We start from the raw sequence: 26,780 nt of genomic DNA, 5'->3' as shown, positions 1-26,780 counted from the left end.
GCCCAGCATCAGGTGTTCGTCCTGATGCTGGGCTTATATTAGTTTTATTGTTTGATGATCGCGAATCCTTCATAAGGTAACAGCTTTTGACTTAGTTGTTGCTGATAATTGGAAATCAACCACTCACCTGAGCTTAAATCCGTTGCTAACTGATAAGTTTGGGTTTCAGCTGAAAAATTCACTACAACATACAACTCTTCTCCTGCTAACAGACGTTTATAAGCCAAAACCACAGGATTTCCGGTTTCAACGATCTCATAGCTGCCATCAATGATAATGGGCCGCTCTTTCCGTAATCGAACCAATTTTTGATACGTATAAAACAACGAATCGTGATCAGCTAAAGCTGCTTCAACATTGACCTCTTTCGAATCTGCTACCGGCAGCCACGGCGTTCCTGTCGTGAATCCAGCTTTTTTTGTGGCATCCCATTGCATCGGGTGGCGAGCATTATCTCGCCCTTTAGCATTGATCGAGTGCAACATCTCTTCTTTGCTATATCCTTGTTGACTCCGTTCATGATACATTCGGCGGCTTTCAATATCGTCTACCTCTGAAATATCTGACACGGGATAATTGATCATGCCGATCTCTTCCCCTTGATAGATATAAGGCGTTCCTTGCATAAAATGCAGATAGATAGCCAGCATTTTGCCGCTTTTGACGCGATATTCTTGGTCATTGCCCCAACGAGAGATGATTCGCGGTAAATCATGATTGTTCCAAAACAGTGAATTCCAGCCTTGTCCGGCTAATTCTTGCTGCCATTTTGAGAAAACCTGATGCAATTCTTGTGGATCTAATGGTTTTAAGTCCCACTTTCGTTTCCCTAATTGTTTATCTAAATTGATATGTTCAAATTGAAAGACCATCGATAATTCATGGCGTTCTTGCTTAGAATACAACTTAGCCACTTCAGGCGTCGCACCCCAAGTTTCCCCCACCGTCACGACATCGTAATTGCCAAAAGTAGCTTGCTGCATTTCTTGCAAGTACTCATGCAATTTGGGACCATTTTTCGTGATCTTTTTATCAGGAACTTTACCGATCAGATCGATCACATCTAGACGAAAACCACCGATCCCCTTCTCCAGCCAGAAATTCATCATACCCCAAATCGCTTGCCGTAGTTGTGGATTCTCCCAATTCAAATCTGGCTGTTTTTTAGAATGCAGATGGAAATAATACTGACCAAGTTGCGGTAAATAAGTCCACGCCGAACCCCCGAAATTGGATTGCAAATCATTCGGCGGCTGCGACTCAGTACCCTCACGCCAGACATAATAATCATAAAAATTACTTGCCTTCCCTTTTTGCAAAATATCTTGGAACCATGGATGCTCATCTGAAGTATGGTTGACTACTAGATCCATAATAATTCGAATTTCACGTTTCTTTGCTTCAGCAATCAACTCATCCATGTCAGTCATCGTGCCAAAGTCGGCACCAATTTTCTGATAATCGCTAATGTCATAGCCATTATCGTCATTAGGTGATTCATAAACCGGACTGAGCCAAAGAGCATCTATGCCCAAAAAGGCTAGATAATCTAGCCTTTGAGTGATTCCTTTCAGATCGCCTATCCCATCAGCATTTGTATCTTGAAAGCTGCGGGGATAGACTTGGTAAATGACTGCCTTTTTCCACCAATTAGTTTCCATAGGCTTCACTAACCGCAATCAAATCTTCACCGGGTTGAACAGAACCTTTATCTAATACCGCAACATCACCATAAGCTTTGGTGTTGGTGACAATCATCATGACCTTATCATCATAGCCGGCGCTTTTAATCTTGTCGCGATCAAAGGAACCTAATAAATCCCCCTTTGTAACCAACTCCCCGACTTTTTTATTGCTGATAAAGTGCTCACCCTTCAATTCCACTGTATCGATACCGATATGGACTAAGATTTCTGCCCCATCGGCGGATTGAATCCCATACGCATGCTTTGAATCATAGGCAACGGTCAATACGCCGGAAACCGGAGCATAAATTTCATTACTAGACGGGTCGATTGCAACCCCTTTTCCCATCACTTCAGTTGCAAAAACTTGATCTTCAACATCTTTTAAAGGAACGACTGTTCCAGCCACAGCAGCACCGATCAATTCGTCCTTTGGCTCTTCTGTACCTTGTGTCGGCGACTGATTGATAGCGACTGCTTCTTGAGTGCTACTTTCATCTGTGATTTCAAAAGCCATTTTTCGCTTACCATAAACGAACGTAAAGGTAAAACCTAAGATCAGGCTGACCACACCAGACAGCATAAACATTGGAATTGACTTAGGCGCGATAGAGATAAAGCCGATGACACTCGCAGGCCCCATCGCAACGGATAAGACGCGGAACAAACCGATCAATACACAAGCTACGCCAGAAGCGATCATGCCGCAAATAAAGGGAAACTTCAATTTCAAATTGATCCCGAAAATCGCAGGTTCCGTGATACCCAACATCGCTGATAAGCTGGCCGATGAAGCCAAACCTTTCTGTTTTTTATTTTTTGATAAAGCAAAAACGGCTAAACAAGCTGCTCCTTGAGCGATATTTGCCATAGAAGCGACTGGAAAGATAAATGATCCGCCCGTTTTCGCAATATCTGCTAGTAAAGTGGTTTCAATCGCAGGAAAGGTTTGATGCAACCCGGTAATAACGATTGGGGAATAAAAGAGTCCAAAGATCCCTAAGCCAACCGCACCAGTGGTGTTATAAAGCCAAACCAAGCCATTCGTCAATCCATCTGAAACGACTCGCATCGCCGGTCCTACAATTATGAATGTCAAAAAGCCCGTAATGATAATGGCCAACATCGGTGTAAAAGTAAAATCAAGAGCCTTTGAAATACGTTTATGGAAGAATTTTTCCAAGTTTGCCAAGATCCAAGCCACTGCGACGATCGGTAGAACAGAACCCTGATAACCCGCTTGCGCAACTTGCAAACCAAATATGTTCCAATAAGGCATCGAGCCATCCGCGATCGCATTTGCTACGCCATATCCATTGATCAGATCTGGCATTACCATTGCCATTCCCATCGCAGCACCTAGATACTGATTGCCGCCAAAACGTTTCGTTGCTGAAAACCCAACTAGAATCGGCAAAAATGCGAACGGTGCAGAAGCTAATAGATTAATGATACTAGCAAAATCCTTTACGCTTGGAAACATTTCTACCACTGATTGTGGGCCAAATAAATTTGGAGAGGTCAGTACATTATTAATCGCCATCAGTAAACCGCCGGCTACTAGCGCAGGAATAATCGGAACAAAAATATCAGAAAGCACTTTGACTAGAGCCATAACAGGATTACTTTTACCATTGGCATTTGCAACCGCTTTTAAATCTTCGGTGGAAGCCTCTTTTACATTCGCTATTTGAATCAGCTCCGCGTATACCTTATTGACATCACCCGGTCCGATAATGATCTGAAATTGACCGTTTGCTTCAAAGGTTCCCTTCACATCATCGTTGTTATCCAGAGCGGCATGATCAATCAAAGATGGATCTTTTAACACTAAGCGGAGCCTCGTGGCACAGTGAGCTGCTGCTTGAATATTGCCTTCACCTAACGCCTGATTCACTTCTTCTGCTACTTTTTTATGGTTCATGTCATAACCCCTTTTCTGTGAAATCGCTTTTTTCATCTTTATCATACAACATTCTGATAAAATGTCAAACGTTTATCAAATATTTTTTATTTAAAGTTTATACATCTGATAAAAACTTGTTTAATAAGAAACTCTATTATTGTTATACGTTTGACATTTATTCTAATTCATTATACTATCTTCTTAAAGAATACGCTTTCGAAGGAGCTGCTTTTATGAGTCTTGTTCAAAAATGGTCAACCGAATTACGCTACCAGCCTTACAATGAATGGCCGACAGACTATCTAGAAAAACTAAAACAAACAACGAATGATTCGACTTGGCGCTTAGCCTTTCATATTCAGCCGGTGACAGGATTACTAAATGATCCAAATGGCTTTTCTTACTTTAATGGAAAGTGGCATGTCTTTTATCAATCCTACCCTTTAGGTCCTGTTCACGGTATTAAGTCTTGGTATCATCTTACCTCGGAAAACTTAGTTGATTGGCAAGATGAAGGTCTAGCAATACTACCTGATAGTCCTTATGACAGCCATGGTGTTTACTCAGGCTCCGCGCTGGCTGTCAGCGATCGGTTGTTTTTAGCCTACACTGGCAATGTCCGTGATCAAGATTGGCAACGCCACTCTTTTCAACTAGGTGCTTGGCTAGATAATAAGAATCAGATCAAAAAAATGCCAGAGCCACTGATTGTCAACCCACCCAAAGGCTACACGCAAGAAATTCGTGATCCGCAAATTTTTTTCTTTAACCAGCAGTATTACCTGATCATTGGTGCGCAAAACGAACAAGAAGAAGGGAAAATCCTTACTTATAAAAGCTCAGATTTAGTGAATTGGCAATGTATAGGAGAAATGACTTTTTCTGATGACCTATTAGGATTCATGGTGGAGTGTCCAAACCTGATCTTTATCGACAATCAAGCAGTCTTACTTTTTTGTCCTCAAGGCTTAGATCAAAAACAACTTTCCTATCAAAATATTTATCCCAATACGTATGTGGTCGCAGACGGTTTTGATGGTGAGACCAATACGTTGAATAACCCTTCCTCGTTGAAAAATTTGGATGAAGGTTTCGACGTCTATGCCACTCAAGCCTTTAATGCTCCAGATGGCCGCGCGCTAGCAATTAGTTGGATCGGCTTGCCAGAAGTTGGCTATCCAACCGATGAAGAAGGCTGGGCACATTGTCTCAGTCTCGTCAAAGAGCTTACGTTAAAAGATGGAAACTTACTTCAACGCCCTGTGAAAGAACTAGAAAAGCTGCGCCTTGATCATCATTCGTTTAATGGTACATTAAGCTCAGTTCAGAAAATATATTCTCCTCAAGAAAATCGGTACGAGTTACAGCTGGACTTAGACGCCGCTGCACAAGGTACGCTTACTTTGTTTGCTGATGACGACACAAACCTAGGATTAACGCTTTCATTTGATACCCAAAATGGTACAATGACAATGAATCGTGAAAATGCCGGGACTCCTTTTGCCAAAGAATTTGGAACTAGCCGAACGTTCAAAATCCCGCAAAAGGACCTTTCCTTACAAATTTTTGTGGATCATTCAGTAGTTGAGGTTTTCATCAATCAAGGGGAAAAAGTAGCTTCTGCACGCGTATTTCCTAAGAAAGATCAAACAGCGATCTTATTGGAAGGAACTACTGGTATTTTCTCTGGAGAGTATTGGACTTTACGCCCAATGAAATAGAGGAGAACAGCATGACAATTAAACTAACGGATGTCGCGAAAAAGGCAGGAGTCTCTCCTACCACCGTTTCCCGCGTCATCAATAACTACGGCTCACTAAGCCAAAAAACGATCGATAAAGTCAATCAAGCGATGAAAGAATTAAATTATCAACCGAACTCATTGGCACGTTCACTACAAGGAAAAAATACCAAACTGATCGGTTTGATCTTTCCTACTGTAGCTAACCCCTTTTATGGTGAATTAGTGGAGCGCGTAGAGTCAAAACTATTTGAACTTGGCTATAAAACGATCCTATGCGACAGTGCGAATAATATGGAAAAGGAACGAAACTATATCAATATGTTAGCTGCCAACAAAGTTGACGGGATCATAGCCGGTGCCCACAATCTAGGGATCAAAGAATACGAAAATATCGAGTTGCCGATTGTATCCTTTGATCGCTACTTAGCCGACGGAATCCCGATCATTGGCAGTGATAATTTTCGCGGTGGGTACTTGGCCACGGAAAATCTGTACCTTCACGGCGCACGAAAAATTGCCATTTTGACTGGTACGCAAGAATCTGATTCTCCGACGAATGAACGCTTAAACGGTTATCTGCAGTTCCTTAAAGAAAATAGTTTAGATCCTTTGATTTTTAACATTCAAACAAAAGCCCGTTCAACGGCTCTAAAAAATTTGGAAATCAAACGGATCTTAGAAACCGCAACGCTCGACAGCATCTTTTGTACTGATGATCTAACAGCCATCCTCGTGTACAACCTTTGTCAAGAAATGGGTATAAAAATACCCGAAGATATCAAAATCATCGGGTATGATGGAACCAAGTTTGTTCAAAATTACTTTCCGCAATTATCGACAATTGCACAACCCTTGGCGGACTTTGCTGATTTATTAGTCGATCTGTTACTTCAGCGCCTAGAATCACCAGAAAAAGTATTAGAGAAGAATTACGCTTTGCCGGTAAAATTAATCCAAGGAAAAACATCTTAAAAATAAAAACAGACTCACAAAAAACAAATGAATTTTGTGGGTTTGTTTTTATTTTAAGTAATTATTTAAACTACCTTCTTCAATTCTTCTTTGGTTTTGTTGAGCCTCTTATCGCCTGTAGATTGTTTATCATTTTAAAGATGAATCGCCAAATCCGTTCTATCTATAGTGCTGAACTGTATTTATCCTTCTAAAGAAAGCTATTTATCCATCCACTGCTCACAACATTCTTTCTTATTCCATCGCAAAACTCAAAAAACGCATGTTAACAATACTAATCTAATGTTCTTCAATTATACAAAATAAGTAGCTTTTACATACTTGCAAGATTCTATTCTACTTTCGTCTAAAGCTAGAATTCTTTTTTCACGTGACCAAGAAGTGAAAAAAAAAAATTTATCGTTTCAGCTTTCAATCAACTCTTTGGCTGAAAATTCGATAATATCTGTTGGAAAATACCAATTATCCAAAGCCTAACTGAATCTTTTATTTAACTTATCAATTATTTTCCATACTTAATTCTTTTTCATTTTTGAGGAAGATATCCTGGTGTTCTCGACAAATAGAATACTTTTACATTTGTATTATCGCTAACAAAATCAAATTTTCCAAACCAATCATCTCCATAATGAGAGCATCTGCGTGATATTCGTAAATATCAGTTATTTTTTGATCCTACGATTTTCTATAAATTAATGCCTTCATCGACTATGATCAGTTGAAAATACCCTATCTTCTTGCTGGATCTAGGAAACTATTTTTAAATAAGCCAAAATTACTTTAACCCCTCAATTTTGCAACTTTTTATTTTAGTCAATGATTAACAACCTTATATATCGCTATTTCTATTTTCTTTCTCTGCAAAATTCAAGGGGAATGTGCAAAATTGGCCTATTGTCAATTTACCACGACTTCTTTATTCTTTAGTTACCGGCCAGAATAAAAGTAACTTAGAGGAATAGAAGATGATTCAAAATATGAGCAATAAATTACAAGAACTGATTGATCCGTTGAATTATAACAAATTACAGTGACTAAACTCGGCTAGGTCATGACCGAATTAGCACACGAAGAAAGCTGTCTTAGAGATGTGCGTTACACAAAGTTAGAAACGACGATAATGATTCTTTCATTGATTAAAGAAATCCAGCTATTCATCACCCATTGGAAATGAAAAAAATAGAAGGCTATTACTTTTCAGTAACTGTTGAGCTCGGAGAAATTAAGAGGATTATTATGCTAAGACTTGGAACTTTGATAACCAAGATACGATTCTCAAAAAATTAGAAGAATTTTGGAACGAATATTTACTGATAGATGATTATTGGGGCGGTATGACACTGCAATTTTTTTTAAGGGTGGCAATTCAACACGCAAACTTATTGTTTATTAAATTATTGCGATGAAAATCAGCTCAGCTACGAGTAGATAAACCCACGGTCATTTTCCTTTCATTGAAATAATCAATCTTTTGATCGAGTCTTTATTTTAAAATTATTTGAGCATCCAAAACTAGCATCAAGATGGAAAATATTTAGAAGCATTAGATGCGACTCTATTTAGCAAAGAATAGACTTATGGCTCGGCGTCAGTCCGACCCTATTAAAATCGAGGAGGAACTTTCCATGAACACAGAACTTTTTACTCATCAACAGCTCTTTGGCTTGAAAAAATCCACGCTGGAAAAACGTATCATCGCGTATTACAAAAAAACTGGAGACAGTATGACCACCATTCAGTATCTAATGGCGCTAATGATTCGTCAGCGGCTGGGCGCTAATGAGTTTGAGTTAGTCTTACAAGAGTTAGTCCGTCATCTCTTCATGCAAAAAAATTTGACTAAAAATATGAAAGAGTTACTTTTCTATTTCAAAAATTATTTCACAGCTTATGAATGGATTTATCTGTTATTTCGTTGTTTTTCAATTCGCCTATATACCCAAAAGGCACTAACGATCCTCCAAACTCAATTGGTGACATTGCGTTCAAACCAAGTAATTCTTCCGAAAGCTTTTCAATTTAGCATGAACAGAAAGAGTAGAAAGAAGTACTCAAGAAAACTTGTGGTCCTCTTTAAGACAAGTTCTGGTAAAAGTTGCCCCTTCACCTTTAATGATCCTGCTGTCAATCATACACCCCAAGAGATCAAAGAGACTTTAAAGCTATTGACGCACTTAGATATTTTCCAGAAAAATGACGAAAAGCTATTTACAGAAGTTATTAGCGCGAAATACGTTGAAACAATCGAGACTCCACTTTTTGACAATATCAAAAAAGAACAAATATCGACCATAGAAGTCGAAACTTTTGAAGATTCTCATGGCCAAAGTACCACAAATCAAAAAAAAATTCTAAACAAGTCTACAACGCCCGTTATGCTTTTTTCCGACTCTTTAAGAGAAAGGGACTATTTTTATTTTAACGACTTTAAGAAACCGCTATCAAAAATATTGCTTTTAAAAAATAAATCATCACTTCAATTTGCCAACTGCTCTGCGGATCACTTCGTTTATCTTTGTAGCTTAAGGGTATCAGGTTTTTCTCACGCATACTAGCGCATTTATTCGTGTTATTCATTTTCTGCATAACACATCTATTAATCATCTGAATATACAAAATTGCAATTTTACTTTAGTCTCCCCCCCTCCTATAATTCAACTTGTAAAAACAAAACAGTAGGAGGAAATGACAATGACCGCAAAAATTACGAAGGACATGAAATTCAGTCCAGCTTTTGATTATATTGATAACGGCATCGAACATGGTGTCCTTAGCCCCTTTGAAACGAAAGATATGATTTTGAAAAAAGGTGAGATCATCGCCGAAGGATTCAAACCGTTAAAAAATGATATTCGTCTATTAAAAGATATTCCGGTGAAATTACGTGACGGCGTAACGATTTACACAGACATCTACTTACCTATTACAGATGAGAAAGTTCCTACACTGATTGCTTGGAGCCCCTATGGCAAAAGTGCCGGCACTGCTCCTCGTTACAAGAATTTATTCAATATGCTTGGCATGGGCAATCACTGGAATTCTGGTTTGACTAAATTTGAAGCGCCTGATCCTGATTACTGGGTCGGCCACGGATATGCTGTTTGTAATCCTGATATGCGTGGCATTGCTCACAGCGAAGGCGATACAACGATGATCGGCTCGCAAGAAGCACAGGACGGTTATGATTTGATCGAATGGATCGCTACACAAAGTTGGAGTAATGAAAAAACCGCTCTGACTGGCACGTCATACTTGGCCTTCTCTCAATGGTACATCGCCGCTGAGCAGCCGCCTCATTTGACTTGTATCAATCCAACGGAAGGCTTAGCAGACGGCTATCGTGATCTAGCTTTTATCGGTGGGATTCCTGATAAGAATTTTATCGAACGGTTGGCGGTCAATCATGTCAGTGTAACTGGCGCAAAACGGGAAGACCTGACGAAAGAAATGGACGCTTATCCTTTGGCTGATGCACCAATTTGGCAAGATAAAAAAGCCGATGCCGGAAAGATCACCGTTCCAGCATTTGTGATCGCCAGTTATTCAAACACCTTGCACACGATGGGAACTTTTCGTTCTTGGCGCACATTAGGCTCACAGGAAAAATGGCTGCGAATCCATGATCGGCAAGAATGGCCTTATTACTATGACGAAAAAAATATTGAAGAATTGCGTCGTTTCTTTGATTACTATTTACTTGGAAAAGACAATGATTGGCCTGCTACACCAACGGTTCGTTATTCGATCTTAGATTTCCAAGGAGGCAATCAAACGGACATTTCAGCCGAAAGTTTCCCACCAGCCGCGAGTGAGACGACTCGCTACTATCTGAATGGTATGTTCCGAACCTTGCAAACAGCACCTGAAGCAACGGATTTTCCGGTTCAATACAGTGCCGAAGCCTTGCCGGGACGGACCTCCTTCCAAATGACTTTTAGCGAGAAAACGACATTTGTCGGTTATCCCAAAGCCAAATTATTCATGGAAGCAGAGAGTTATGATGATTTAGATGTCTTCGTTTGGGTTCAAAAATTGGATCGATTAGGAAATGTTTTAAGCGAATTTGTGGTACCAAACCATGGCGCAGCACTGCAAGATTTTACCCAAGAAGGTGCTTCGGCTTTGCGTTATAAAGGGGCTTGGGGAAGACTACGGGCGGCGTCTCGTCACTTAGACCGTCAAGTCGCGACGGACGAGATCCCTGCCTATACTTTTGACCGAGTTGAGAAAGTTGCAAAAGGTGAAATCGTTGAATTGGAGATCGTTTTAAGTCCAATGGGGTTAGCTTACGAAGCCGGTGAAACGTTGCGGGTTATGATCAGTACAAAGGATGAATTAGGTTCCGTGATGCCAGGCACACCAGGCTGTACACCAGATAATCATGGTACTCATATCCTTCACACAGGCGACGAATACGCTTCCTATCTTCAATTACCTTTAATGAATTAATCGAAAAAATTGTGAAATAGCTGACTTCATTTTATACTAAGGCTACTTTAGTATGGAATGGAGTCTTTATGAAGTTAACTACTTTAGAATATTTTGTCGAAGTTGCCACAGAGGGCAGTTTTACTAAAGCTTCGCAAAAATTATATGTCTCTCAACCGACCTTGAGCCGACGTATCCAAGAATTAGAAAATGAATTAGGGGTGGAGCTGTTTGTGCGTAACAGCCACAACCTTTCGTTGACCAATGAAGGAGAACAATTTCTGACCGAGACGATGCAGGTTTTGAAACGAGTCGATCATTTGGCTCATCTTTTTGATCAGCAGAAAGAGCAAACACAACTTTCGCAATTAATAAAAATCGGCTACCTGCCGAATTTTAATCTAGGTAAAATGTACCAACTAATCGATCAATTCAAAGCTCAGTATCCCAATGTCCGTTTTTTCGTTAAACAAGACACACCGATGCAGTTGGTCGACGGTCTGACAAGTGGACGCTATGATCTTGTCTTTAATCTAGCGACCTATTTTCAACAAGACAACGCGATCCAACAATTGACCTTTATGAAAAACCACCTGCAAGTCGCTTTGCCGCTCAAGCATCCGTTAAGCACAAAAAAAATCCTGACTTTCGCGGATCTGAATCAAGAGAGCGTTATTTTGTTAGAACGCAAACAATCACCGATCATCGTGGATTATGTTGTGAACCAATTCTTGCAATATGGCTTCAACGTAAAGGCGACTTCTTATGTAAAGGATCTCGACGAAGGTTTGGCTCGCGTCTCACTGGGAGAAGGCTTGGCTTTCTTATATTCCGGGATGAATGACGGCAGTTTGGAGCAAAAATATCCCATCAAGATCATTGATCTGGAAACTGCTGATAACGATCAAGATCTCGTCGCCGCCATTCAAGATCAAAACGATCAGACGTACTTGCAGAAGTTTTCGTCTTTTTTAAAGGAAAGTTTGATAGAATAATTTTCTCAATGAGGTTATCGCTTCTTTACAGATCACTCGTGTTTCGTTATAATCTGGGAATTGATCGCTGCTTGAAAGAAGGATTTAAAAATGAAACTAATCGTATACGGATTATTGCTGTTTTTAGCGTTTCGTTTATCGATGCATGCCTTTGAATTAAAAAAAAGCTCACGCCTAGAATTATTAAGTATCCCCGTCTACTCACTGATCATGTTCTTAGTGACCATGACTTGGACGCAAGAAAATCTTATTACTGCGATTATTTTGATCTTAATCGCTGGCTTGATTGGTTGGTTTCAAGCGTCAAAATCAGAGATCAAAGTCACAGAAGAACTTGATCGCTATCAACGCCCGATTGTCCTGATTAAAAAGGGGATGCCTTACCTTTTAGGCTGGCTGGCGATTTTCATTTTAGGGATCGTGATGCATGGGCTTCATCACTCGGCTATTACGGTCAGTGATATTTTTTCTGAGTTTGGTCATGAACTATTAAAGGATATCTCTCTTTTCAGTCGCTTCAATAGTCAAGATAGTTGGTATATCTGGGCGATTTCTGGTGTTTCCAGCATGACCTTCACCTATTGTCTGGAACAGAAGGAAGACAAACTAAAAGGAATCTTACATCAAAAACGAAAAAGACGACAAAAATAAAGCAGCTGTCAGAAATCGTCCATTGACGTCTGACAAGCTGCTTTCTCTTTATTGATTATTTCTTCTTTGCTAAAATTCGATCGATGGCTGCTAATTCATCGGCAGTAAATTCCAAGTTGTCCAGTGCTTTGATATTATTTTCCAACTGACTTAACTTAGAGGCACCAACTAAGACACTAATCACAGCTTTTTGCTGTTGATTCCAAGCAATCGCCATTTGAGCTAAAGACTGGCCCCGTTTTTGTGCGATCTTATTTAATTCACGGACGATTGACAACGTCCCTTCCACATTTTCTTCATTCAAGAATTGAATCTCTGAACGATGTGCCCGAGAATCTTCTGGAATGCCGTCTAAATAACGATCTGTCAATAAGCCTTGAGCCAACGGACTAAAAACGATTGCACCAAGTCCTTCCTCTTCCAATACATCAGTCAAACCGTCTTCGATCCAACGATCAAACATATTATAACGCGGCTGATGGATAATGAACGGTGTTTTTAATTCCTTGAAGATTTTTGTGATCTCCGCTGTCCGCTGTGCATCGTAATTTGAAATCCCAATGTATAACGCTTTGCCTTGACGCACCAGCAAATCCAATGCTCCAGCCGTTTCTTCCAACGGTGTATCATAATCTGGACGATGGTGATAAAAAATATCCACGTATTCCAAGCCCATCCGTTTCAGGCTTTGGTCACAACTAGCGATGATATTTTTCTTTGAACCCCATTCGCCATAAGGCCCTGGCCACATATAATACCCCGCTTTGGAGGAAATAATCAATTCATCGCGATACGGTTTCAGATCTTGTGCCATGATCCGACCAAAATTTTCTTCCGCGGCTCCGGCGGGCGGACCATAATTATTCGCCAAATCAATATGAGTGATCCCCCGATCAAAGGCCCCTAAAACAATTTCCCGTTGTTTTTCAAAATTATCGTATCCGCCAAAATTATTCCACAATCCGAGTGAGATCGCTGGCAGCTTCAAGCCAGAATTACCTACGCGATTGTATTTCATTGTTTCGTATCTTTTTTCATCTGCTACGTACATCATAAACCTTCTCTCTTATCAGTTTTTACTTTAAAAGATGAAATGAGAACTCTTTCTTAAGTTTACAACCGATTCAAATTTAGAACAAGTCTTATAAGAAGATCGTTTGCAATACATTAAAAAAAGCATGAAACAACCACAAAATTCTCAGACAGTGGTTTATCACGCTTTTTTTACTTTTTCTATTACATTTGCTAAGAAGAACTTATCACCCAATTATTCTGTTTCAGGCGAGTCCCTCATCGCGGTCTACAATACCTAGAGGAGGAAAAACAAACCAGTCGCAAATTCCATCGATTCTTTAATCACCATAACTTGTAAAGTACTTCAAAATAATAAGCATCCCATTACCACTACAGCGCTTCATATAGAGGATTCAGTCAAAATTAAACTAGGAATGTTGAAAATTTTTTTCAAAGGCAATCTGTTCCATGACTACGAGTGGAGAATGGATAAATAGCCAATCAAATACACTTCACTATTTTGTAATGTCTTTAAATGCTGTTGTTTGTTCTCGAATACCCTTCTCAGCAGCGAAACGTTCAATACTTGAAGCACCAAAGAACCCATCGATCCCAGTTGTATTTTTAATAACATATTCTGCATCTTCTGGTTCAGCAATCGGCCCGCCGTGACAAATAACCATAATTTCAGGATTTACTGCTCGACCAGCTTTAATTATTTCCCCAATTTTTTCTACACAGTCATCTAAAGTCAAAGCTGTTTTTGCACCAATTGTTCCTTTTGTTGTTAACCCCATGTGCGCAACTAAAATATCTGCACCAGCTTCTGCCATTTTTGCAGCTTGTTCGGCATCAAAAACATAAGGTGTAGTTAACATATCTAATTCATGTGCTTGTTTGATCATCTCAACTTCTAAATCATAACCCATTCCAGTTTCTTCGAGATTTTGGCGGAAAACACCATCAATCAGGCCGACTGTTGGAAAATTTTGTACCCCGTTAAACCCTTGAGCTTTCAGTTCAGCTAAATACACAGGCATCACTCGAAATGGATCTGTCCCACAGACTCCTGCCAATACCGGTGTATCTTTGACTACAGGAAGAACTTCACGACCCATTTCTACTACAATGGCATTCGCATCTCCATAAGATAGTAATCCGGCTAAAGAACCCCGTCCAGCCATACGATAGCGTCCAGAATTATAAATAATCAACATATCCGCGCCACCTGCCTCACTGCTTTTAGCGGTGATCCCAGTCCCAGCACCAACACCGACTAAGATTTCTCCATTTTGTGTTCTTTGGACAAAAGATTCCATAATTTCTTTTCTATTTTGTGTATTCATTGTTATCCTCCTTCATTAATTGCAGTAATAATTTTGCACTTTCTTCAGCAAATTCTTGATCATTGATATTATTCTCTCGCTCAATCACTTTAACAGCTGAGTTATTGAGCTGATTTTTTATATTCTTAAATAACAAAGCATCTTCTTCTGGACCATAAAAAGGATTTTCTGGTGAATCTATTAAAGAAACACCTGCGGAAGGAATCATTAAAATTGTCTTTTCATGTGCTTTACTCAGTTTATTGGCCAAAATCTTTCCCAGTTGCTCATTTTCACTTTCTGTAGTTCTCATCAATGTGACAGTCGGATTATGGCGATAAAAATTTCTAGCAGAAAACTTTTGCGGAACGGTTTCATATGCACCAAAATTCACCATATCTAGTGCACCTAAAGAAATGATTTGAGGAACGCCTTTTTCTGAGGCAGCCTCTACTCGATTAGGTCCCGCGGATAATATTCCTCCAACTAATTCATCTGCAAGCTCTGTGGTAGTCAAGTCTAAAACACCGGCAAAATAGCCCTCTCGGATCAATTTCTCCATTGTTTTACCGCCGACTCCCGTAGCATGAAAGACTAACACTTCATATCCTTCTCGTTCCAAGTACTTTCGTGCATAGTCAACTGCAGGCGTTGTTACACCAAACATTGATGCTGCGACTAACGGACGATGATATTCTTCCTTTTCAAAATGAGCATTGACCATACCTGAAACAGCCGACGCTGCATTTTGAAAAATCACTTTTGATATTTTATTTAGTCCTGAAACATCCACTATTGAGGGCATCATCAAAATGTCACTCGTACCAACATAAGTACTAGTATCTCCTGATGCTACTGTAGATACCATAACTTTGGGGACTCCAATTGGTAATTGACGCATACCTGGTGTTACTAATGAGGTGCCACCGGTTCCGCCAAAAGATAATACCGCATCAAATTTTCCTTCTTTAAATAACGTTGGCAATAGTTTTTCAACGCCTCTGGAAAGAATTTCCGTCGCAAAAGCGCGATCATTTTTTTTACGAATATCATTGATATTCTCTCCAACCATTTCCGCTATAACCGCGACATCTACATCTGGTTCAAAAGCTGACTTAAAAACACCAGTATTAATTGTAAACACATTGTTCCCCATTGACTCTAATAATTGTTGAACATATTTATATTCTTCACCTTTTGAGTCAAAGGTTCCGATCAATGCGATCGTTTTCATTGTTTTTCCCTCTCTTTCCTTGTCTGTAATTCAACTTTAACAAAATAAAGCAAAAAGAAAAGGCTTTCTTGTTTTATAAAATAGTGTTTATATTAGATTCCCGGTGTGTTTTTGGAGAATGACCCATGTGTTTTCTAAAAATTTTATTGAACTGGGCGTAATTAGGATAACCAACCATTAAGGCAATTTCATTGAATCTTAGCTTCGTTGTATTCATCAATTCTATCGCCTTATTGATGCGGAAACGGATCAAGTATTCAGTAAAATTCATTCCAACTTTCTTTTTAAATAAGCTGCTCAAATAGCTTGAATTAACATGAGCCAGTTCCGCTAATTCAGATATATAAATAGGTGTAGAATAATTTTCTTCAATATATTTTTTTACAAAATCAACATAATCATAATAGTTATGTATTCCCTCTAATATTTGTATTGTTAAATTATCATTATTAGTGACTTCTGCTTTTTTAAATGACTTTATTTGTTCGATCAGTCGTTGCTCTGAATTGATTCTTTCAAAAGTTGAACCACCAATATATCCCGAAATTTGAGGAAATTTATTGTAAACGTATCGAACTTCAGTCAATTCATTGATAATTCCGCCATAAATCATTATCAAACTTTTGGATTCTATATTTTTCAATTCAGTACAAATTGAAGATAAATTATTCAGCATCGCTTCGAAGCTTTTTACGCGTTTTGCACCTAATAACCCACCTTCAGTTAAGCCTAAGTGAACACAAATAACTTCTGGCGAGATTTCCGCCATTTCTAAGGCCTCTTCCTGGTTGGAAACAAATCCAATAATGTCAAATCCTCTTTTTTTTGCTTCCTTTAAGAAACCGATTTCTTCTTTGAAACCAAAAGAATTTTCTTCCAAAGCTTCTCTGAATTGTCCATCAAATAGACAAACTGTTGGATAATTTACGACACCACTGTATTGATATTTTTTTAAATAAGCAAAAATTTCTTCTTGGTTCATCAACGGATCGGTCGCGTTAACCCCTAAGAAAATTGATTCGTCCGGAACAACAGGCATAATTTCATTTTTGCCGATCATCATTGTCAGTAGATTACTGTTATTAAAAGGTAAATAACCACCTAAAGAACTTCTTCCCATTTGTCTATATTTGCCTGAATTTAAAACTAGAATAAAATCGGCACCCGATTTTATTCCATATAGAGCTGTCATTCCGGTTGCCGTTGCGATACCTAATAGGTGGCTATCATTGTTACTTTTCTTTCTAAACTGTTCAACTGCCATTGTAAAATTTTTCCCTTCTAGATATAAAAATAGCGTGACACCACGTGACCTCCTTAACCAGTATTTTAATGATCATAATTTGTATTCTAACACGCTCTCATTGATAAGAAATATACCAAAAAGGACCACTTCGATTAATCTAACTAAAATAATCGAAATAACCCTTTTATTATTGACAATTTAGATTTTCTTTACTTACTCTATCTCGAATTTTGGAATCATTCTCGCTCTTCTATTTGGTTAAGATGATCGTACGGTCGTATTCATTGAACTTATTTTTCCGTTGACCATATATAAACAAAGCAAGACTTCCTAAAATCAATACAATAAAACAAGCGATTGAAGCCTCAGGACCAAAGTCGCCACCCGTCAACCAAATATTGTCACTAGTTGACCGAGCTTGTAAGATTGCTTTGCTGCCAGAAGTTCCACTGATATTAGTTCCAAATAAAAATCCTTGTGTCCAGTTCCACGCCATATGCCAACCAATGCAAGCAGAAATACTGTTAGTTGCGTACATTAGCATTCCTAAAAAAATTGCAGCTAAAAAAACGCCAATCAACGAACCTAAAGCAGCTCCTTTATTCAGCACATGCAGTAAAGAAAAAATAATACTTGCCGCCATTAGGGCTACCCACTTACCATATTTCAAAAAGGCATGTTGGAAACCACCGCGAACTAGCAGTTCCTCTGACAATCCTGTGATAAATTGGCTAACTAGACCGAGTAAAATTGCTGTAACTGGTATTTTAGGCGAGACTGTAAAGTCATACGCGTGAAATAGTTTGGCTATCAACATAACAACTGAAAAGAAAAGCACACCAAGAAATGTTCCAATTAAAAATTTTCTCAGACCACTCAATGGTGAATTAAAGATGTCCAAATCTCGAGGTAATTTTTTCCCATAAATAAGTTTGAAATATGCAAAATAACTAATAAAACAAATTAGAAACATTGATAAATTGGTATTGATTTGAAAATCAGTGAATAATGCCATCGCAATGAAGGTTGTTAATACCCCTAAAATGGCTGATAACAGAACTTGCCATCCTGGTCGTAATAAATTTTTTTCATCTTTAAAAACTTTCTTCATAAACCATTTTCTCCTCTATCTGCTTTTTTATTTTTCCCGTTCTACTCTTAACCCCTTTTTAATAATGCTCCACCTCTCGTTCTTAATGGTATACCAAGTGAGCCATTATTCAATCAGTTAATAGATTGATTATAATTAATATATTAATAGTATGCTATCGATTGAACGAACATTATTGTAAGCTCGTGTAAAAACTACAAAATAGATTTTGTAGTCCATTCTTTGGATGAATGAATTAGAGTACTTTAAACACTTAATGCGCAAACCCAGGCAGTCTCATCCTCACACTTTTTATCACCATGGATCTTGCTATAAAAAAATCCTCAAAACAAAAATGTGTTGACTTCTATTAAATAAATCTGATTATCTCAAGTGGGAACTCATTATTTCAGCCTTACTAGTCCTGATGACTGAAAGAGCTACTCAAAATTACGATTCTTAAAATTTGCATAACCTATCCCAATTGACAAAAGGCGTTTTTTGATTGCTCAACCAATAAAGCTGGTATTCTTGATCAATACAAGTAGAAGAATTCACTCGATATCTTAAGCAATTATCATATTTAGATATCTCTTAATCTTTTGAATCAGGCTTGATATACTTTACCTTTTAACAGGAACACTTTTTTTGAATAACTTGACCAAAATAATTTCTCTCAGCGATTTATAAAAAATATCCCTGACCGACAATGAATGTACCAAAAGGAATTTACTCATTCTATGTACTATATCTTTATTTTTCAATCTCCTGATGGCGGATTTGTATTTGGGCTGAAAAGGTACGATAAAATCGCCAAAAGAGAGGGAAGACGTTTATATTGGAAAAGGTCGATCAAACAAAAAAAGCAACGAATCATTGGATTGATTCATTGCTTAAAGCTATGGTACTTCCGTTTCCAACCACTTCACCAAACGTTCCGCCACTTGCTCATTTTGATTATTGATCGTCGATTTTCCATCGCCTTTTTGAGCATTGTAAGAACCAAAACCAGCATGGTTTCCTCCACGAATTTCTTGATATTCAGTATCTGTTGGCAAATACTGCTTCGCCTTTTGATAGGCTTCGTGGTTCAACACTTGATCGTTTCCAGCAGTCATTGACAGGACCGGTACTTTTGTATCTTTCAAACTGCCCTTCTCATCAGGATAACTAGCTAAAAAGAAAACCCCAGCTAATTTTTTCGGATGATCCTCGGCAAAACGACTAGCCATAACACCGCCTAAAGAATGCCCGCCAATCACATACGACCGATCGGGATGATCCGCCAAAATTTGACTGCCGCGGTTCGGTGCCAAGAGCGCCAAATCCAAAGGCATTTTCACGATATAGACCGGATAACCAGCTTCAGAAATTTTCTCCGCCCAAAGGCTGTAACTGCCGGAATCAACTAAAGCGCCGGGATAAAAAATAATCATTGGTTTATTTTTGTCATTCGACGGAAAATAAAGCCAATCACTGGTGCTTTCTGCTTTTTTTGTAACTTGTTGGGCGTTATCAGTTGGTGAGTGGGTCTGGGTTTTCAGATAGATTATTCCACCAGAGATGACCAATACCACCGCAATCATTATCGCTAGCAGAAGCTTTTTCCACTTTTTCAATGCCATCGTTCCTTTCTATTATTTTTATCATATCATTTTTGATAGTTTAAATAGAAATGATTGAGAAAAACAGAAATAGCGCAATGTTGTTCGTTTGTCTATTTATACACATGGGTGACTAAAAAAAAGAATTATTTTCGTCTTCTTAACTGGTTATATCTCGTTCTTCTCTCTCCCTAATAACTCCAACATACATCAAAACAACAGAACAATTTTAAAATTATAAAAACAGAATTCCAAAGCCCCATGTTGAGACTTTGGAATTCTGTTATAGCATTTTTACTCATTCTTCATCACCAATAATCACACGATCTTGCAGATTATTTTCTTTAAAATAATCTAATAACTCTTCTTTGGAAATGTCAAAAATCATTGATAGGCGGCTATTTTTATTCTTATAGAATGAAATAAATTGATTGTGATTCGGTAATTCTTCAATTTGGATTTTTTTGAAGTCATGAAAATCGCCTTCTAAAACGCCTAACTTGACTAAATTATGCTCAGTCAATCCTTCTTTCATAAAACCAAAAATGATGATGAGGACAGAAAAGGCAATCAGTTTTATTTGATCAGGAACATTATTCGACCAAAAAACTAGAAGAAGTATACTGGATAAAAGAACAGATAAAATTTTTTTAACCCAACTACTTTTGGCCACAATTTTGATTTTCCTTTGTTCTCTATATTGTATGAGGATTAATAAAAATAGGAAGCCACTGATCATGATTGATTCTGCCATTTCTCTCACCTTTCTTTTACCATTCAGCGATTGTACCGTCGTAATTCCGCCATTGAGGGTTTGTCCAAACCAATCCTTCTTGAGCGATTTCTTCGATTTTTGCTTCATCCATTTCTAAACCTAAGCCTGGTTTACTTGGTAAATCAACAAAGCCATCTTTATATTGGAAAATATCTTTGTTCTTAACGAAATCCAATAAGTCAAACCCCTTATTGTAATGAATCCCCAAACTTTGTTCTTGAATGAAAACATTAGGTGTACACGAATCTACTTGTAAAGTGGCCGCCAAAGCAATAGGACCATAAGGAGCATGAGGAGCAACTGCGATGTCATAGGCTTCTGCCATAGCTGCGATTTTTTTGGTTTCTAAAATTCCTCCACACAAAGCTACATCTGGTTGGATCACGTCAATGGCCCCTTGATTAAAGATATTTTTGAATTGCCAACGTGTATAAAGTCGTTCACCAGTTGCCAAAGGTACTGCGACTGAGTCAGCAACTTCCTTGAAATGTTCTTCATTTTCCGGAAGAACTACTTCCTCTAAAAACATTGGATGATAGGGTTCGAGAGCTTTCGCCAAAACTTTTGCCATCGGTTTATGAACTCGTCCATGAAAATCAACACCAATCGCTAACTTGCTGCCAAAACGTTCATGTATAGAAGCTACTCGTTCAACAACTTCCTCCACTTTTTCATAGGAGTCAATATAATGTAATTCTGATGTCGCATTCATTTTTATGGCAGTAAACCCTCGATCAAAACGGTCTTGCGCTTGTTCCAGTACTTCACTTGGCCGATCACCGCCGATCCAAGAATAGACTTTAATTTTTTCCCGAGCAGCTCCCCCTAATAATTCATAGACAGGCACTCCAAAGGCTTTTCCTTTTATATCCCATAAAGCCATTTCAATTCCTGAGACAATTGTTCCATTAATTGGACCACCACGGAAAAATGAGCGATGCATCTCTTGAAACAGTCGTTCAATTTCAAATGGATTCCTTCCAATTAGACGATTACCAATTTCATATGCTCCAGCTACAACGGTTTCTGTTTTTGTTCCGGAGATCATTTCACCCCAGCCATCAATGCCATCATCCGTACTGATTTTGATAAATATCCATCGTGGTTTTACTTTATATACTTTAATCTTTGATATTTTCACAATTATGCTCTCCTAGTTTGGTTGAATTTCTTCAACATTTTTTGCATTGACTTTTTTGATTCCTTCAAAGTAGTACCAAGCTCCAGCAAATACGGCTAATAACAACGGAATACCGATGATTGGATTATACGTAAATGCGAGAAAGACTAGATAGCTTTGGATCATTGCTGTAGCAGCGAATGATGAAATTAGCATGGCATTTGCTCCTAATTTAATTCCTACCGATTTTGCAATGGCGGTTAAGACTGGTGCAGTTGCCGTTCCGCACCATAATAATGATGCTGTAACAACTAACCCAATGACGATATTCTTAAGCAGATTTCCTCTTGTCAAAGCTACGACCATAGCAACCCGGAAAGGAACAACCGCCAAATCAGCAAATGGTAATACACGGTTTCCTGGCAATACTAACGCCATCGCAATAGTTAATGGAATAATGATTAATGCGGTCGTAATAACATCTGGGTTTCCTACTACCACTGCTGCATCCAAACCAATAAATAATTTACGGCCTTTAAATTTCTTCTGCGACCATTTTTGGGCAGCGTCAGATATCGGCATTAATCCTTCCATGAATAAAGAAGTCATTTTAGGTATTAAGACTAGTACCGCAGACATGCTCACACCTAATTGGAAGACTTGCGTAATATCGAAGCCAGCAAGGAGACCAATGACTAACCCAATCACCAATCCCATAATCATCGAATCACCAAAAAATCCTAGATATTTTTGTGCATCTTTAATTGTAAACGTTGATTTACGGAAAATTGGAATACGATCCAATAACCAATTTAACGGCCAGGCAATAACTAAAGATGACAAAGCAGAAACTGTAGGCAATGACACCCCAGGAATCCCGAAGAAGCCCTCTACCATTGGTTGTGACCAATCAGACATCTTAAATGTGATAACTGCCATGAGGATTGATGCACCCACACCCAATAAAACATTCTTAGTTACGAAATAAACCATGACGCCCACAATTGCCATATGATGATAATTCCAAATATCTACGTCTAATGTATTGGTGCGCTTTAAAATGAGTAGAATAATATTTACAATCAAAATCGCAAACACTAACAATGCAATAATTGGTGAGGCCCAAGTTACAGCTGCTATAGACCCCCAGCCAACATCCAATGCATCAAGCTGGACACCGGTTCTTTCAACCATTGCTTTGGCTGCCGGACCAACATTGGTCGTCATAAAATCAAGAATCAGTTTGATACCTGCAAAACCAATTCCTAAGGTCAGGCCAGACTTAAATGCGCGTGTGATTTTTAATCCAAAAATTAAACCAATAATCGTGATTATTACTGGGAGCATCACTGTCGGTCCTGCGGCCATTAGAAAGTTAAATACACTCATAATTACTTTCATCTTTGTCTCTCCTTAGTAAATAAATTATTTAACATAGTTCAAAATGTCTTCCATTGTTTGTTCCATTCCCATACCAATTAATATCGGCATGCCTTTTACAACTGGAACATCACCTGTTTGTCCCTCAAATTCGCCAGTCGTAATTAATAAATCATAGTCTTGTACCTTACCCGGTACTTCCATAAGCTTTGTCTGAGTTGTCTCTACTTGAACACCTTTATCCATTAAATACTCTCTCACTTTTGTTGCAACTACTGTTGATGTTGCGATTCCGTTCCCACATGCGACTAAAATTCTTTTCATTATAAATTCCTCCAATTTAAGCTACTGCTTGTTTCAAAAGCTGCAGCAATTCTTGATTTGATTTTGTATTAATCATTGCTTTTCTTAATGGTTCATCTTGAATAATCGTGACAATTTTTTGTAACATCTCAACTTGTCCGTGTGGTTCACCGATAGCCATCATAATAACGATTTGAATCGGCAATTCCGCTTGCTTCTTTTCCATATTGTGAAACTCCACAGGCTGTTTCAAAGTGGCAATAGCCAAAGTTGTCTTATTCACCATTTCAAAATTTGCATGGGGGATTGCTATGCCTGGTTCTGAAGAAGGCAATCCGGTCGGATACTCTTGTTCTCGATCTTGAATGGCTTGAATGTATTCATGTTTTACGTACCCTTTTTCGAATAATTTTTCTGCCAAAAAGGTTAATACTTCTTCTTTCGTTTTCGCGAATACTTCTCTAAACACTAATTCTTCATGTAAAAATAATTCCATCAAACCATCACCCCTTGTACACTAGAAATTAATTTATTTAATGCTGCTGCCAAATTTTCAATGTTCAGTTTTTCCAAGTCCTCTGGGTTAAACATTCCCGAACCAAGTCCTAAATAGCTGGCACCATTTGATAGAAATTTCTGAGCATTTTCGACTGAGATACCTCCGACACCCATCAAAGGTAGCTTTCCAAGTGGTGCTTGAACGTCTTTGAAAAATCTTGGCGATACTACCGAAGCTGGAAAAACTTTAACAATATCCGCTCCTTGCTCAAACATATCGCTGATTTCTGATGGTGTCATGGCTGCTGGTACAGCAAGTACATTGTGCTGCTTTGCGTAATTTAACATTTCTGTCGTGAAAATATGCGGCCCTAATAAAAACTGGGCTCCAGCCGCGGTGGCAGCCTTCACGTCGTCAATTGTTCGAACTGTTCCAGCTCCAATATAGATAGAATCGCCATAAGTCATCGTCAATTCTTTAATTTGTTCCAAGGCGTTCGGGGTATTTAGCGTCATTTCAACCGCAAACTCGTTTTCTAATCCTTTCATAGCTTTCAAAATTGCATCTGCTTGCTGAAAAGTATAGCCTCGCATAATAATGGTAAAGCGTGGATAATCTTTTAACCTCATGTTCAATCGCTCTTTTCTCAAGTAAATTGTCGAATTAATTGATATATCGACGTGGTTTCTTGTTTCGTAAATAACTCTGCTAAAAATGCTGGATTCGTGCTAAGATCAGCAATTTGATTAACCGCTTTCAAATGCTTAGTTAAATCCAGGAAAGATAATGGAAGGATAATCTGAATATCTTCCCTATTTGGAAATGCGATCTTTTCTTTGCTGATTAATAAACTAACGCCTTCTCTTAAAACACCATGTTCAATTGTAGTATGTGGAATACATGTCTTCTCACCAAAATATCCTGCATAATTTGGTTGTTCAATTTGTTGAAGACAGTCGGTTAAAAAGTCTTGATTGATGATTTGGTTCTCTAGTAATGGCTTGCAGGCTAAAGCCACTGCTTCTTCCCAAGTAATTGCTTGATCAACAATCGTAATGTAGTTGGGCTTTAAATAATAAGTTAAAGATGGCAAAACTTTCGTATTCTCTAGAGGCGAATCCTGCTTTTCCTGTAACAAAAAATATTGTAGTTCTTCCTTTAATTCCTTGGAACTGGAGACAGTAGCGTACTTCTGTATGATGCTCAACAAACGATCAACGGATTGATCGACTTCATTGATTCCAAGCTCATTCAAGACACGATAACGAAGACTGATTTGTTCTTTATATGTCATAATCGGCTCAATAATAAACTGTGGTAAATTTGTTTCCAAAGGAATAGTCGTAAATACAAGATCATAATCCACTTCAAATTGATAGAAATCTCTAACCGAAAACGAGGCTAAAAAATGGATCTCTGTGAATAACTTTTCCAAACTTTCTCTAATCACTTTCGAAACCATGACCCCATTGGTGCAGACCACTACTGCTTTAGGCTTTTGTTGTTTGACTACAGGTTGATTGCTCAACTGAAAACCAAAATAGTAGGAAAGCAGATCTAATTCATCATTGGGAAACGCCCGCCTTAACCAATTTTCTGTTGGAACAATTAATTCTTTCATCAAGTCATTTAAAATTGCGTGATTGCTGTCTTGAATCAGACTGTCTAAAGAGTACATCCCTAGACTCAAGTTATACTTAATACGGAAGCAAGCCGGACGTAAATGATTTAGAATCCGCCGTTCAAAATTTTCTCGATCCTCAATCGTAATAAACGTCTGATGTTCGAAATTAGATACCATCTCTCGAATCAATTTTTTCAACCGGAAATCAGAATCAAATTCTTGGGTCGTTTTCTTTTCAAAAATGTTAGAAATCAAAAATAGTAAGGTCAGCCAGTCTAAATAACTATCAGCTATCTCCCAATTCGTCTCTTGAATCAAAACACTAAGAAATCGGTGCTCCGGTGTGTACTGTACTTCTCCTTCAAAAAAATCTTGCGTTCTTAGTTTCGTTCTCACTACAGCTCGAGCTAAAAGTAAGGGTATAGCGGTTCGTAAATATTCCAAAGATTCATCTGAATAACTTAAGTGCAACATTTGTTCCATATTATGAATAAGGTGGATTACTTCTTCCTTGGATATCTGTGGACTTAGTTTTCCGGTTACATCGATCCGCTTAAAAATTGGATAACGTTTCACCAAATCAGACAGAAGCTGCATGATTCGATGTTCGGAACCTTCAAGTTGATAGCCTTGTATTCGATCGTACTTGAAGGTTAAATAGTACCTTTGAATAAACGGATCAACCTTTTTCAAATCATCAGTTACCGTAGATTTCCCAACATCCAGAAATTCACTAAGGTGTTCAGCACTCACATATTCAATGTGGGTGATTAAAAACATGACAATTAATGCTAATCGTTCCTCATCTGTAGGAATCGTTGTTACCTGTTCTATTAGTTCTCTTTGTGTCGAAAGTAGTTGTAACACCTCCAAAGGGACGATAAAGTCTCCAGCGTGATTCCGCTCAATGTTCGGAATTTTCTGAGTGATCAATTCAGAATTAAACTGATTGATAGCGTAATTAATTTGCCGTCTAGTCAGTCCAAGCTCCTTTGTCAGTTCGGCCATTTTTATTTCTGGTCTCTTTGTAAGTATGGTCAGAATATTTCGGATCCGTTCATTCATTTTCTTTCCCTCCTGACATATTCATTATAACGGCTGTTGTTAACAATCTGGTTTGTCTTTTAAACCTAATTTTGTCACAGTCTATTAAAACGATTGTCATAGTCAAAAATTTTTATGTTC

General features: G+C 38.3%; 21 protein-coding genes. 6 read left to right on the top strand and 15 right to left on the bottom strand.

From position 1 onward, the window contains the following. Positions 1 to 44: 44 nt before the first annotated feature. Positions 45 to 1,661: a glycoside hydrolase family 13 protein gene (locus IGI54_RS12600; protein WP_430621832.1), complete on the bottom strand. Its 1,617-nt coding sequence runs from the start codon at positions 1,659 to 1,661 to the stop codon at positions 45 to 47. Beyond that, complete coding sequence (locus IGI54_RS12595) at positions 1,651 to 3,609, bottom strand: sucrose-specific PTS transporter subunit IIBC (RefSeq protein ID WP_430621987.1); 1,959 nt, start codon at positions 3,607 to 3,609, stop codon at positions 1,651 to 1,653. Before IGI54_RS12595 ends, IGI54_RS12600 begins: the two co-directional genes overlap by 11 nt. 215 nt (positions 3,610 to 3,824) lie before the next feature. On the opposite strand from IGI54_RS12595, the gene IGI54_RS12590 reads away from it, so the two are divergent. The 6 genes from IGI54_RS12590 to IGI54_RS12565 all read left to right on the top strand — a co-directional run bounded on the left by IGI54_RS12590 (position 3,825) and on the right by IGI54_RS12565 (position 12,381). Further along, on the top strand, positions 3,825 to 5,312 hold the full coding sequence (locus tag IGI54_RS12590) for a sucrose-6-phosphate hydrolase (RefSeq protein WP_430621831.1): 1,488 nt from the start codon (positions 3,825 to 3,827) through the stop codon (positions 5,310 to 5,312). Between the two features lie 11 nt (positions 5,313 to 5,323). Further along, positions 5,324 to 6,307 (top strand): LacI family DNA-binding transcriptional regulator, encoded by a 984-nt coding sequence (locus tag IGI54_RS12585; protein WP_430621830.1) that lies wholly within the window; start codon positions 5,324 to 5,326, stop codon positions 6,305 to 6,307. Between the two features lie 1,625 nt (positions 6,308 to 7,932). Beyond that, positions 7,933 to 8,862 carry a DUF2922 domain-containing protein gene (locus IGI54_RS12580; RefSeq protein WP_430621829.1) on the top strand — a complete coding sequence of 310 codons (930 nt, stop codon included), beginning with the start codon at positions 7,933 to 7,935 and terminating at the stop codon, positions 8,860 to 8,862. A gap of 136 nt (positions 8,863 to 8,998) precedes the next feature. Then, entirely contained in the window at positions 8,999 to 10,756 is a 1,758-nt protein-coding gene (locus IGI54_RS12575; RefSeq protein WP_430621828.1) for a CocE/NonD family hydrolase, read from the top strand. A gap of 68 nt (positions 10,757 to 10,824) precedes the next feature. Next, positions 10,825 to 11,730 (top strand): LysR family transcriptional regulator, encoded by a 906-nt coding sequence (locus IGI54_RS12570; RefSeq protein WP_430621827.1) that lies wholly within the window; start codon positions 10,825 to 10,827, stop codon positions 11,728 to 11,730. Positions 11,731 to 11,820: 90 nt separating this feature from the next. After that, positions 11,821 to 12,381, top strand: coding sequence for a hypothetical protein (locus tag IGI54_RS12565; RefSeq protein ID WP_430621826.1), 561 nt, complete (start codon positions 11,821 to 11,823; stop codon positions 12,379 to 12,381). A gap of 55 nt (positions 12,382 to 12,436) precedes the next feature. On the opposite strand, the gene IGI54_RS12560 is transcribed toward IGI54_RS12565, so the two are convergent. From IGI54_RS12560 to IGI54_RS12500, 13 genes are all read right to left on the bottom strand, one after another. Further along, the gene (locus tag IGI54_RS12560; RefSeq protein ID WP_276516262.1) at positions 12,437 to 13,432 is read right to left on the bottom strand and encodes an aldo/keto reductase; all 996 of its coding nucleotides are present in this window, start codon (positions 13,430 to 13,432) and stop codon (positions 12,437 to 12,439) included. 478 nt (positions 13,433 to 13,910) lie between these two features. Next, a complete protein-coding gene (locus IGI54_RS12555) occupies positions 13,911 to 14,741 on the bottom strand; it encodes a phosphoenolpyruvate hydrolase family protein (protein WP_430621825.1) in 831 nt (276 codons plus the stop codon). Beyond that, on the bottom strand, positions 14,725 to 15,954 hold the full coding sequence (locus IGI54_RS12550; RefSeq protein ID WP_430621824.1) for a Tm-1-like ATP-binding domain-containing protein: 1,230 nt from the start codon (positions 15,952 to 15,954) through the stop codon (positions 14,725 to 14,727). The genes IGI54_RS12555 and IGI54_RS12550 overlap by 17 nt, the downstream gene beginning before the upstream one ends. Before the next feature lie 73 nt (positions 15,955 to 16,027). Beyond that, entirely contained in the window at positions 16,028 to 17,218 is a 1,191-nt protein-coding gene (locus tag IGI54_RS12545) for a phosphoenolpyruvate hydrolase family protein (protein WP_430621823.1), read from the bottom strand. A gap of 232 nt (positions 17,219 to 17,450) precedes the next feature. Beyond that, on the bottom strand, positions 17,451 to 18,311 hold the full coding sequence (locus IGI54_RS12540) for a CPBP family intramembrane glutamic endopeptidase (RefSeq protein ID WP_430621822.1): 861 nt from the start codon (positions 18,309 to 18,311) through the stop codon (positions 17,451 to 17,453). Between the two features lie 878 nt (positions 18,312 to 19,189). After that, a complete protein-coding gene (locus IGI54_RS12535) occupies positions 19,190 to 19,909 on the bottom strand; it encodes an alpha/beta hydrolase (RefSeq protein ID WP_430621986.1) in 720 nt (239 codons plus the stop codon). A gap of 283 nt (positions 19,910 to 20,192) precedes the next feature. Beyond that, positions 20,193 to 20,648: a hypothetical protein gene (locus IGI54_RS12530; protein ID WP_430621821.1), complete on the bottom strand. Its 456-nt coding sequence runs from the start codon at positions 20,646 to 20,648 to the stop codon at positions 20,193 to 20,195. A 16-nt stretch (positions 20,649 to 20,664) separates the two neighbouring features. Further along, positions 20,665 to 21,810, bottom strand: a complete 1,146-nt coding sequence (gene dgoD, locus IGI54_RS12525) for a galactonate dehydratase (RefSeq protein ID WP_216430176.1) — start codon at positions 21,808 to 21,810, stop codon at positions 20,665 to 20,667. A 12-nt stretch (positions 21,811 to 21,822) separates the two neighbouring features. Continuing rightward, a complete protein-coding gene (locus IGI54_RS12520) occupies positions 21,823 to 23,190 on the bottom strand; it encodes a PTS galactitol transporter subunit IIC (protein ID WP_216430178.1) in 1,368 nt (455 codons plus the stop codon). A 24-nt stretch (positions 23,191 to 23,214) separates the two neighbouring features. Beyond that, positions 23,215 to 23,493, bottom strand: a complete 279-nt coding sequence (locus tag IGI54_RS12515; protein ID WP_430621820.1) for a PTS sugar transporter subunit IIB — start codon at positions 23,491 to 23,493, stop codon at positions 23,215 to 23,217. A gap of 16 nt (positions 23,494 to 23,509) precedes the next feature. Further along, on the bottom strand, positions 23,510 to 23,968 hold the full coding sequence (locus IGI54_RS12510; RefSeq protein ID WP_071861922.1) for a PTS sugar transporter subunit IIA: 459 nt from the start codon (positions 23,966 to 23,968) through the stop codon (positions 23,510 to 23,512). After that, complete coding sequence (locus IGI54_RS12505; RefSeq protein WP_071861923.1) at positions 23,968 to 24,600, bottom strand: bifunctional 4-hydroxy-2-oxoglutarate aldolase/2-dehydro-3-deoxy-phosphogluconate aldolase; 633 nt, start codon at positions 24,598 to 24,600, stop codon at positions 23,968 to 23,970. The genes IGI54_RS12510 and IGI54_RS12505 overlap by 1 nt, the downstream gene beginning before the upstream one ends. A gap of 17 nt (positions 24,601 to 24,617) precedes the next feature. Further along, a complete protein-coding gene (locus IGI54_RS12500) occupies positions 24,618 to 26,660 on the bottom strand; it encodes a BglG family transcription antiterminator (protein WP_430621819.1) in 2,043 nt (680 codons plus the stop codon). Between the last annotated feature and the right edge of the window lie 120 nt (positions 26,661 to 26,780).

It is taken from the genome of Enterococcus sp. DIV0800, from assembly GCF_050559735.1.
Taxonomy (GTDB): domain Bacteria; phylum Bacillota; class Bacilli; order Lactobacillales; family Enterococcaceae; genus Enterococcus_A; species Enterococcus_A devriesei.
The sequence above is the reverse complement of the archived record's forward strand: the minus strand, read 5'-3'. Positions and strand labels throughout refer to the sequence as shown.

What these genes read in the sequence shown, in the direction of transcription:
- IGI54_RS12600 (WP_430621832.1), bottom strand. Translation starts at nt 1,661, where the DNA reads ATGGAAACTAATTGGTGGAAAAAGGCAGTCATTTACCAAGTCTATCCC.
- IGI54_RS12595 (WP_430621987.1), bottom strand. Translation starts at nt 3,609, where the DNA reads ATGAACCATAAAAAAGTAGCAGAAGAAGTGAATCAGGCGTTAGGTGAA.
- IGI54_RS12590 (WP_430621831.1), top strand. Translation starts at nt 3,825, where the DNA reads ATGAGTCTTGTTCAAAAATGGTCAACCGAATTACGCTACCAGCCTTAC.
- IGI54_RS12585 (WP_430621830.1), top strand. Translation starts at nt 5,324, where the DNA reads ATGACAATTAAACTAACGGATGTCGCGAAAAAGGCAGGAGTCTCTCCT.
- IGI54_RS12580 (WP_430621829.1), top strand. Translation starts at nt 7,933, where the DNA reads ATGAACACAGAACTTTTTACTCATCAACAGCTCTTTGGCTTGAAAAAA.
- IGI54_RS12575 (WP_430621828.1), top strand. Translation starts at nt 8,999, where the DNA reads ATGACCGCAAAAATTACGAAGGACATGAAATTCAGTCCAGCTTTTGAT.
- IGI54_RS12570 (WP_430621827.1), top strand. Translation starts at nt 10,825, where the DNA reads ATGAAGTTAACTACTTTAGAATATTTTGTCGAAGTTGCCACAGAGGGC.
- IGI54_RS12565 (WP_430621826.1), top strand. Translation starts at nt 11,821, where the DNA reads ATGAAACTAATCGTATACGGATTATTGCTGTTTTTAGCGTTTCGTTTA.
- IGI54_RS12560 (WP_276516262.1), bottom strand. Translation starts at nt 13,432, where the DNA reads ATGTACGTAGCAGATGAAAAAAGATACGAAACAATGAAATACAATCGC.
- IGI54_RS12555 (WP_430621825.1), bottom strand. Translation starts at nt 14,741, where the DNA reads ATGAATACACAAAATAGAAAAGAAATTATGGAATCTTTTGTCCAAAGA.
- IGI54_RS12550 (WP_430621824.1), bottom strand. Translation starts at nt 15,954, where the DNA reads ATGAAAACGATCGCATTGATCGGAACCTTTGACTCAAAAGGTGAAGAA.
- IGI54_RS12545 (WP_430621823.1), bottom strand. Translation starts at nt 17,218, where the DNA reads ATGGCAGTTGAACAGTTTAGAAAGAAAAGTAACAATGATAGCCACCTA.
- IGI54_RS12540 (WP_430621822.1), bottom strand. Translation starts at nt 18,311, where the DNA reads ATGAAGAAAGTTTTTAAAGATGAAAAAAATTTATTACGACCAGGATGG.
- IGI54_RS12530 (WP_430621821.1), bottom strand. Translation starts at nt 20,648, where the DNA reads ATGGCAGAATCAATCATGATCAGTGGCTTCCTATTTTTATTAATCCTC.
- IGI54_RS12520 (WP_216430178.1), bottom strand. Translation starts at nt 23,190, where the DNA reads ATGAAAGTAATTATGAGTGTATTTAACTTTCTAATGGCCGCAGGACCG.
- IGI54_RS12515 (WP_430621820.1), bottom strand. Translation starts at nt 23,493, where the DNA reads ATGAAAAGAATTTTAGTCGCATGTGGGAACGGAATCGCAACATCAACA.
- IGI54_RS12510 (WP_071861922.1), bottom strand. Translation starts at nt 23,968, where the DNA reads ATGGAATTATTTTTACATGAAGAATTAGTGTTTAGAGAAGTATTCGCG.
- IGI54_RS12505 (WP_071861923.1), bottom strand. Translation starts at nt 24,600, where the DNA reads ATGAGGTTAAAAGATTATCCACGCTTTACCATTATTATGCGAGGCTAT.
- IGI54_RS12500 (WP_430621819.1), bottom strand. Translation starts at nt 26,660, where the DNA reads ATGAATGAACGGATCCGAAATATTCTGACCATACTTACAAAGAGACCA.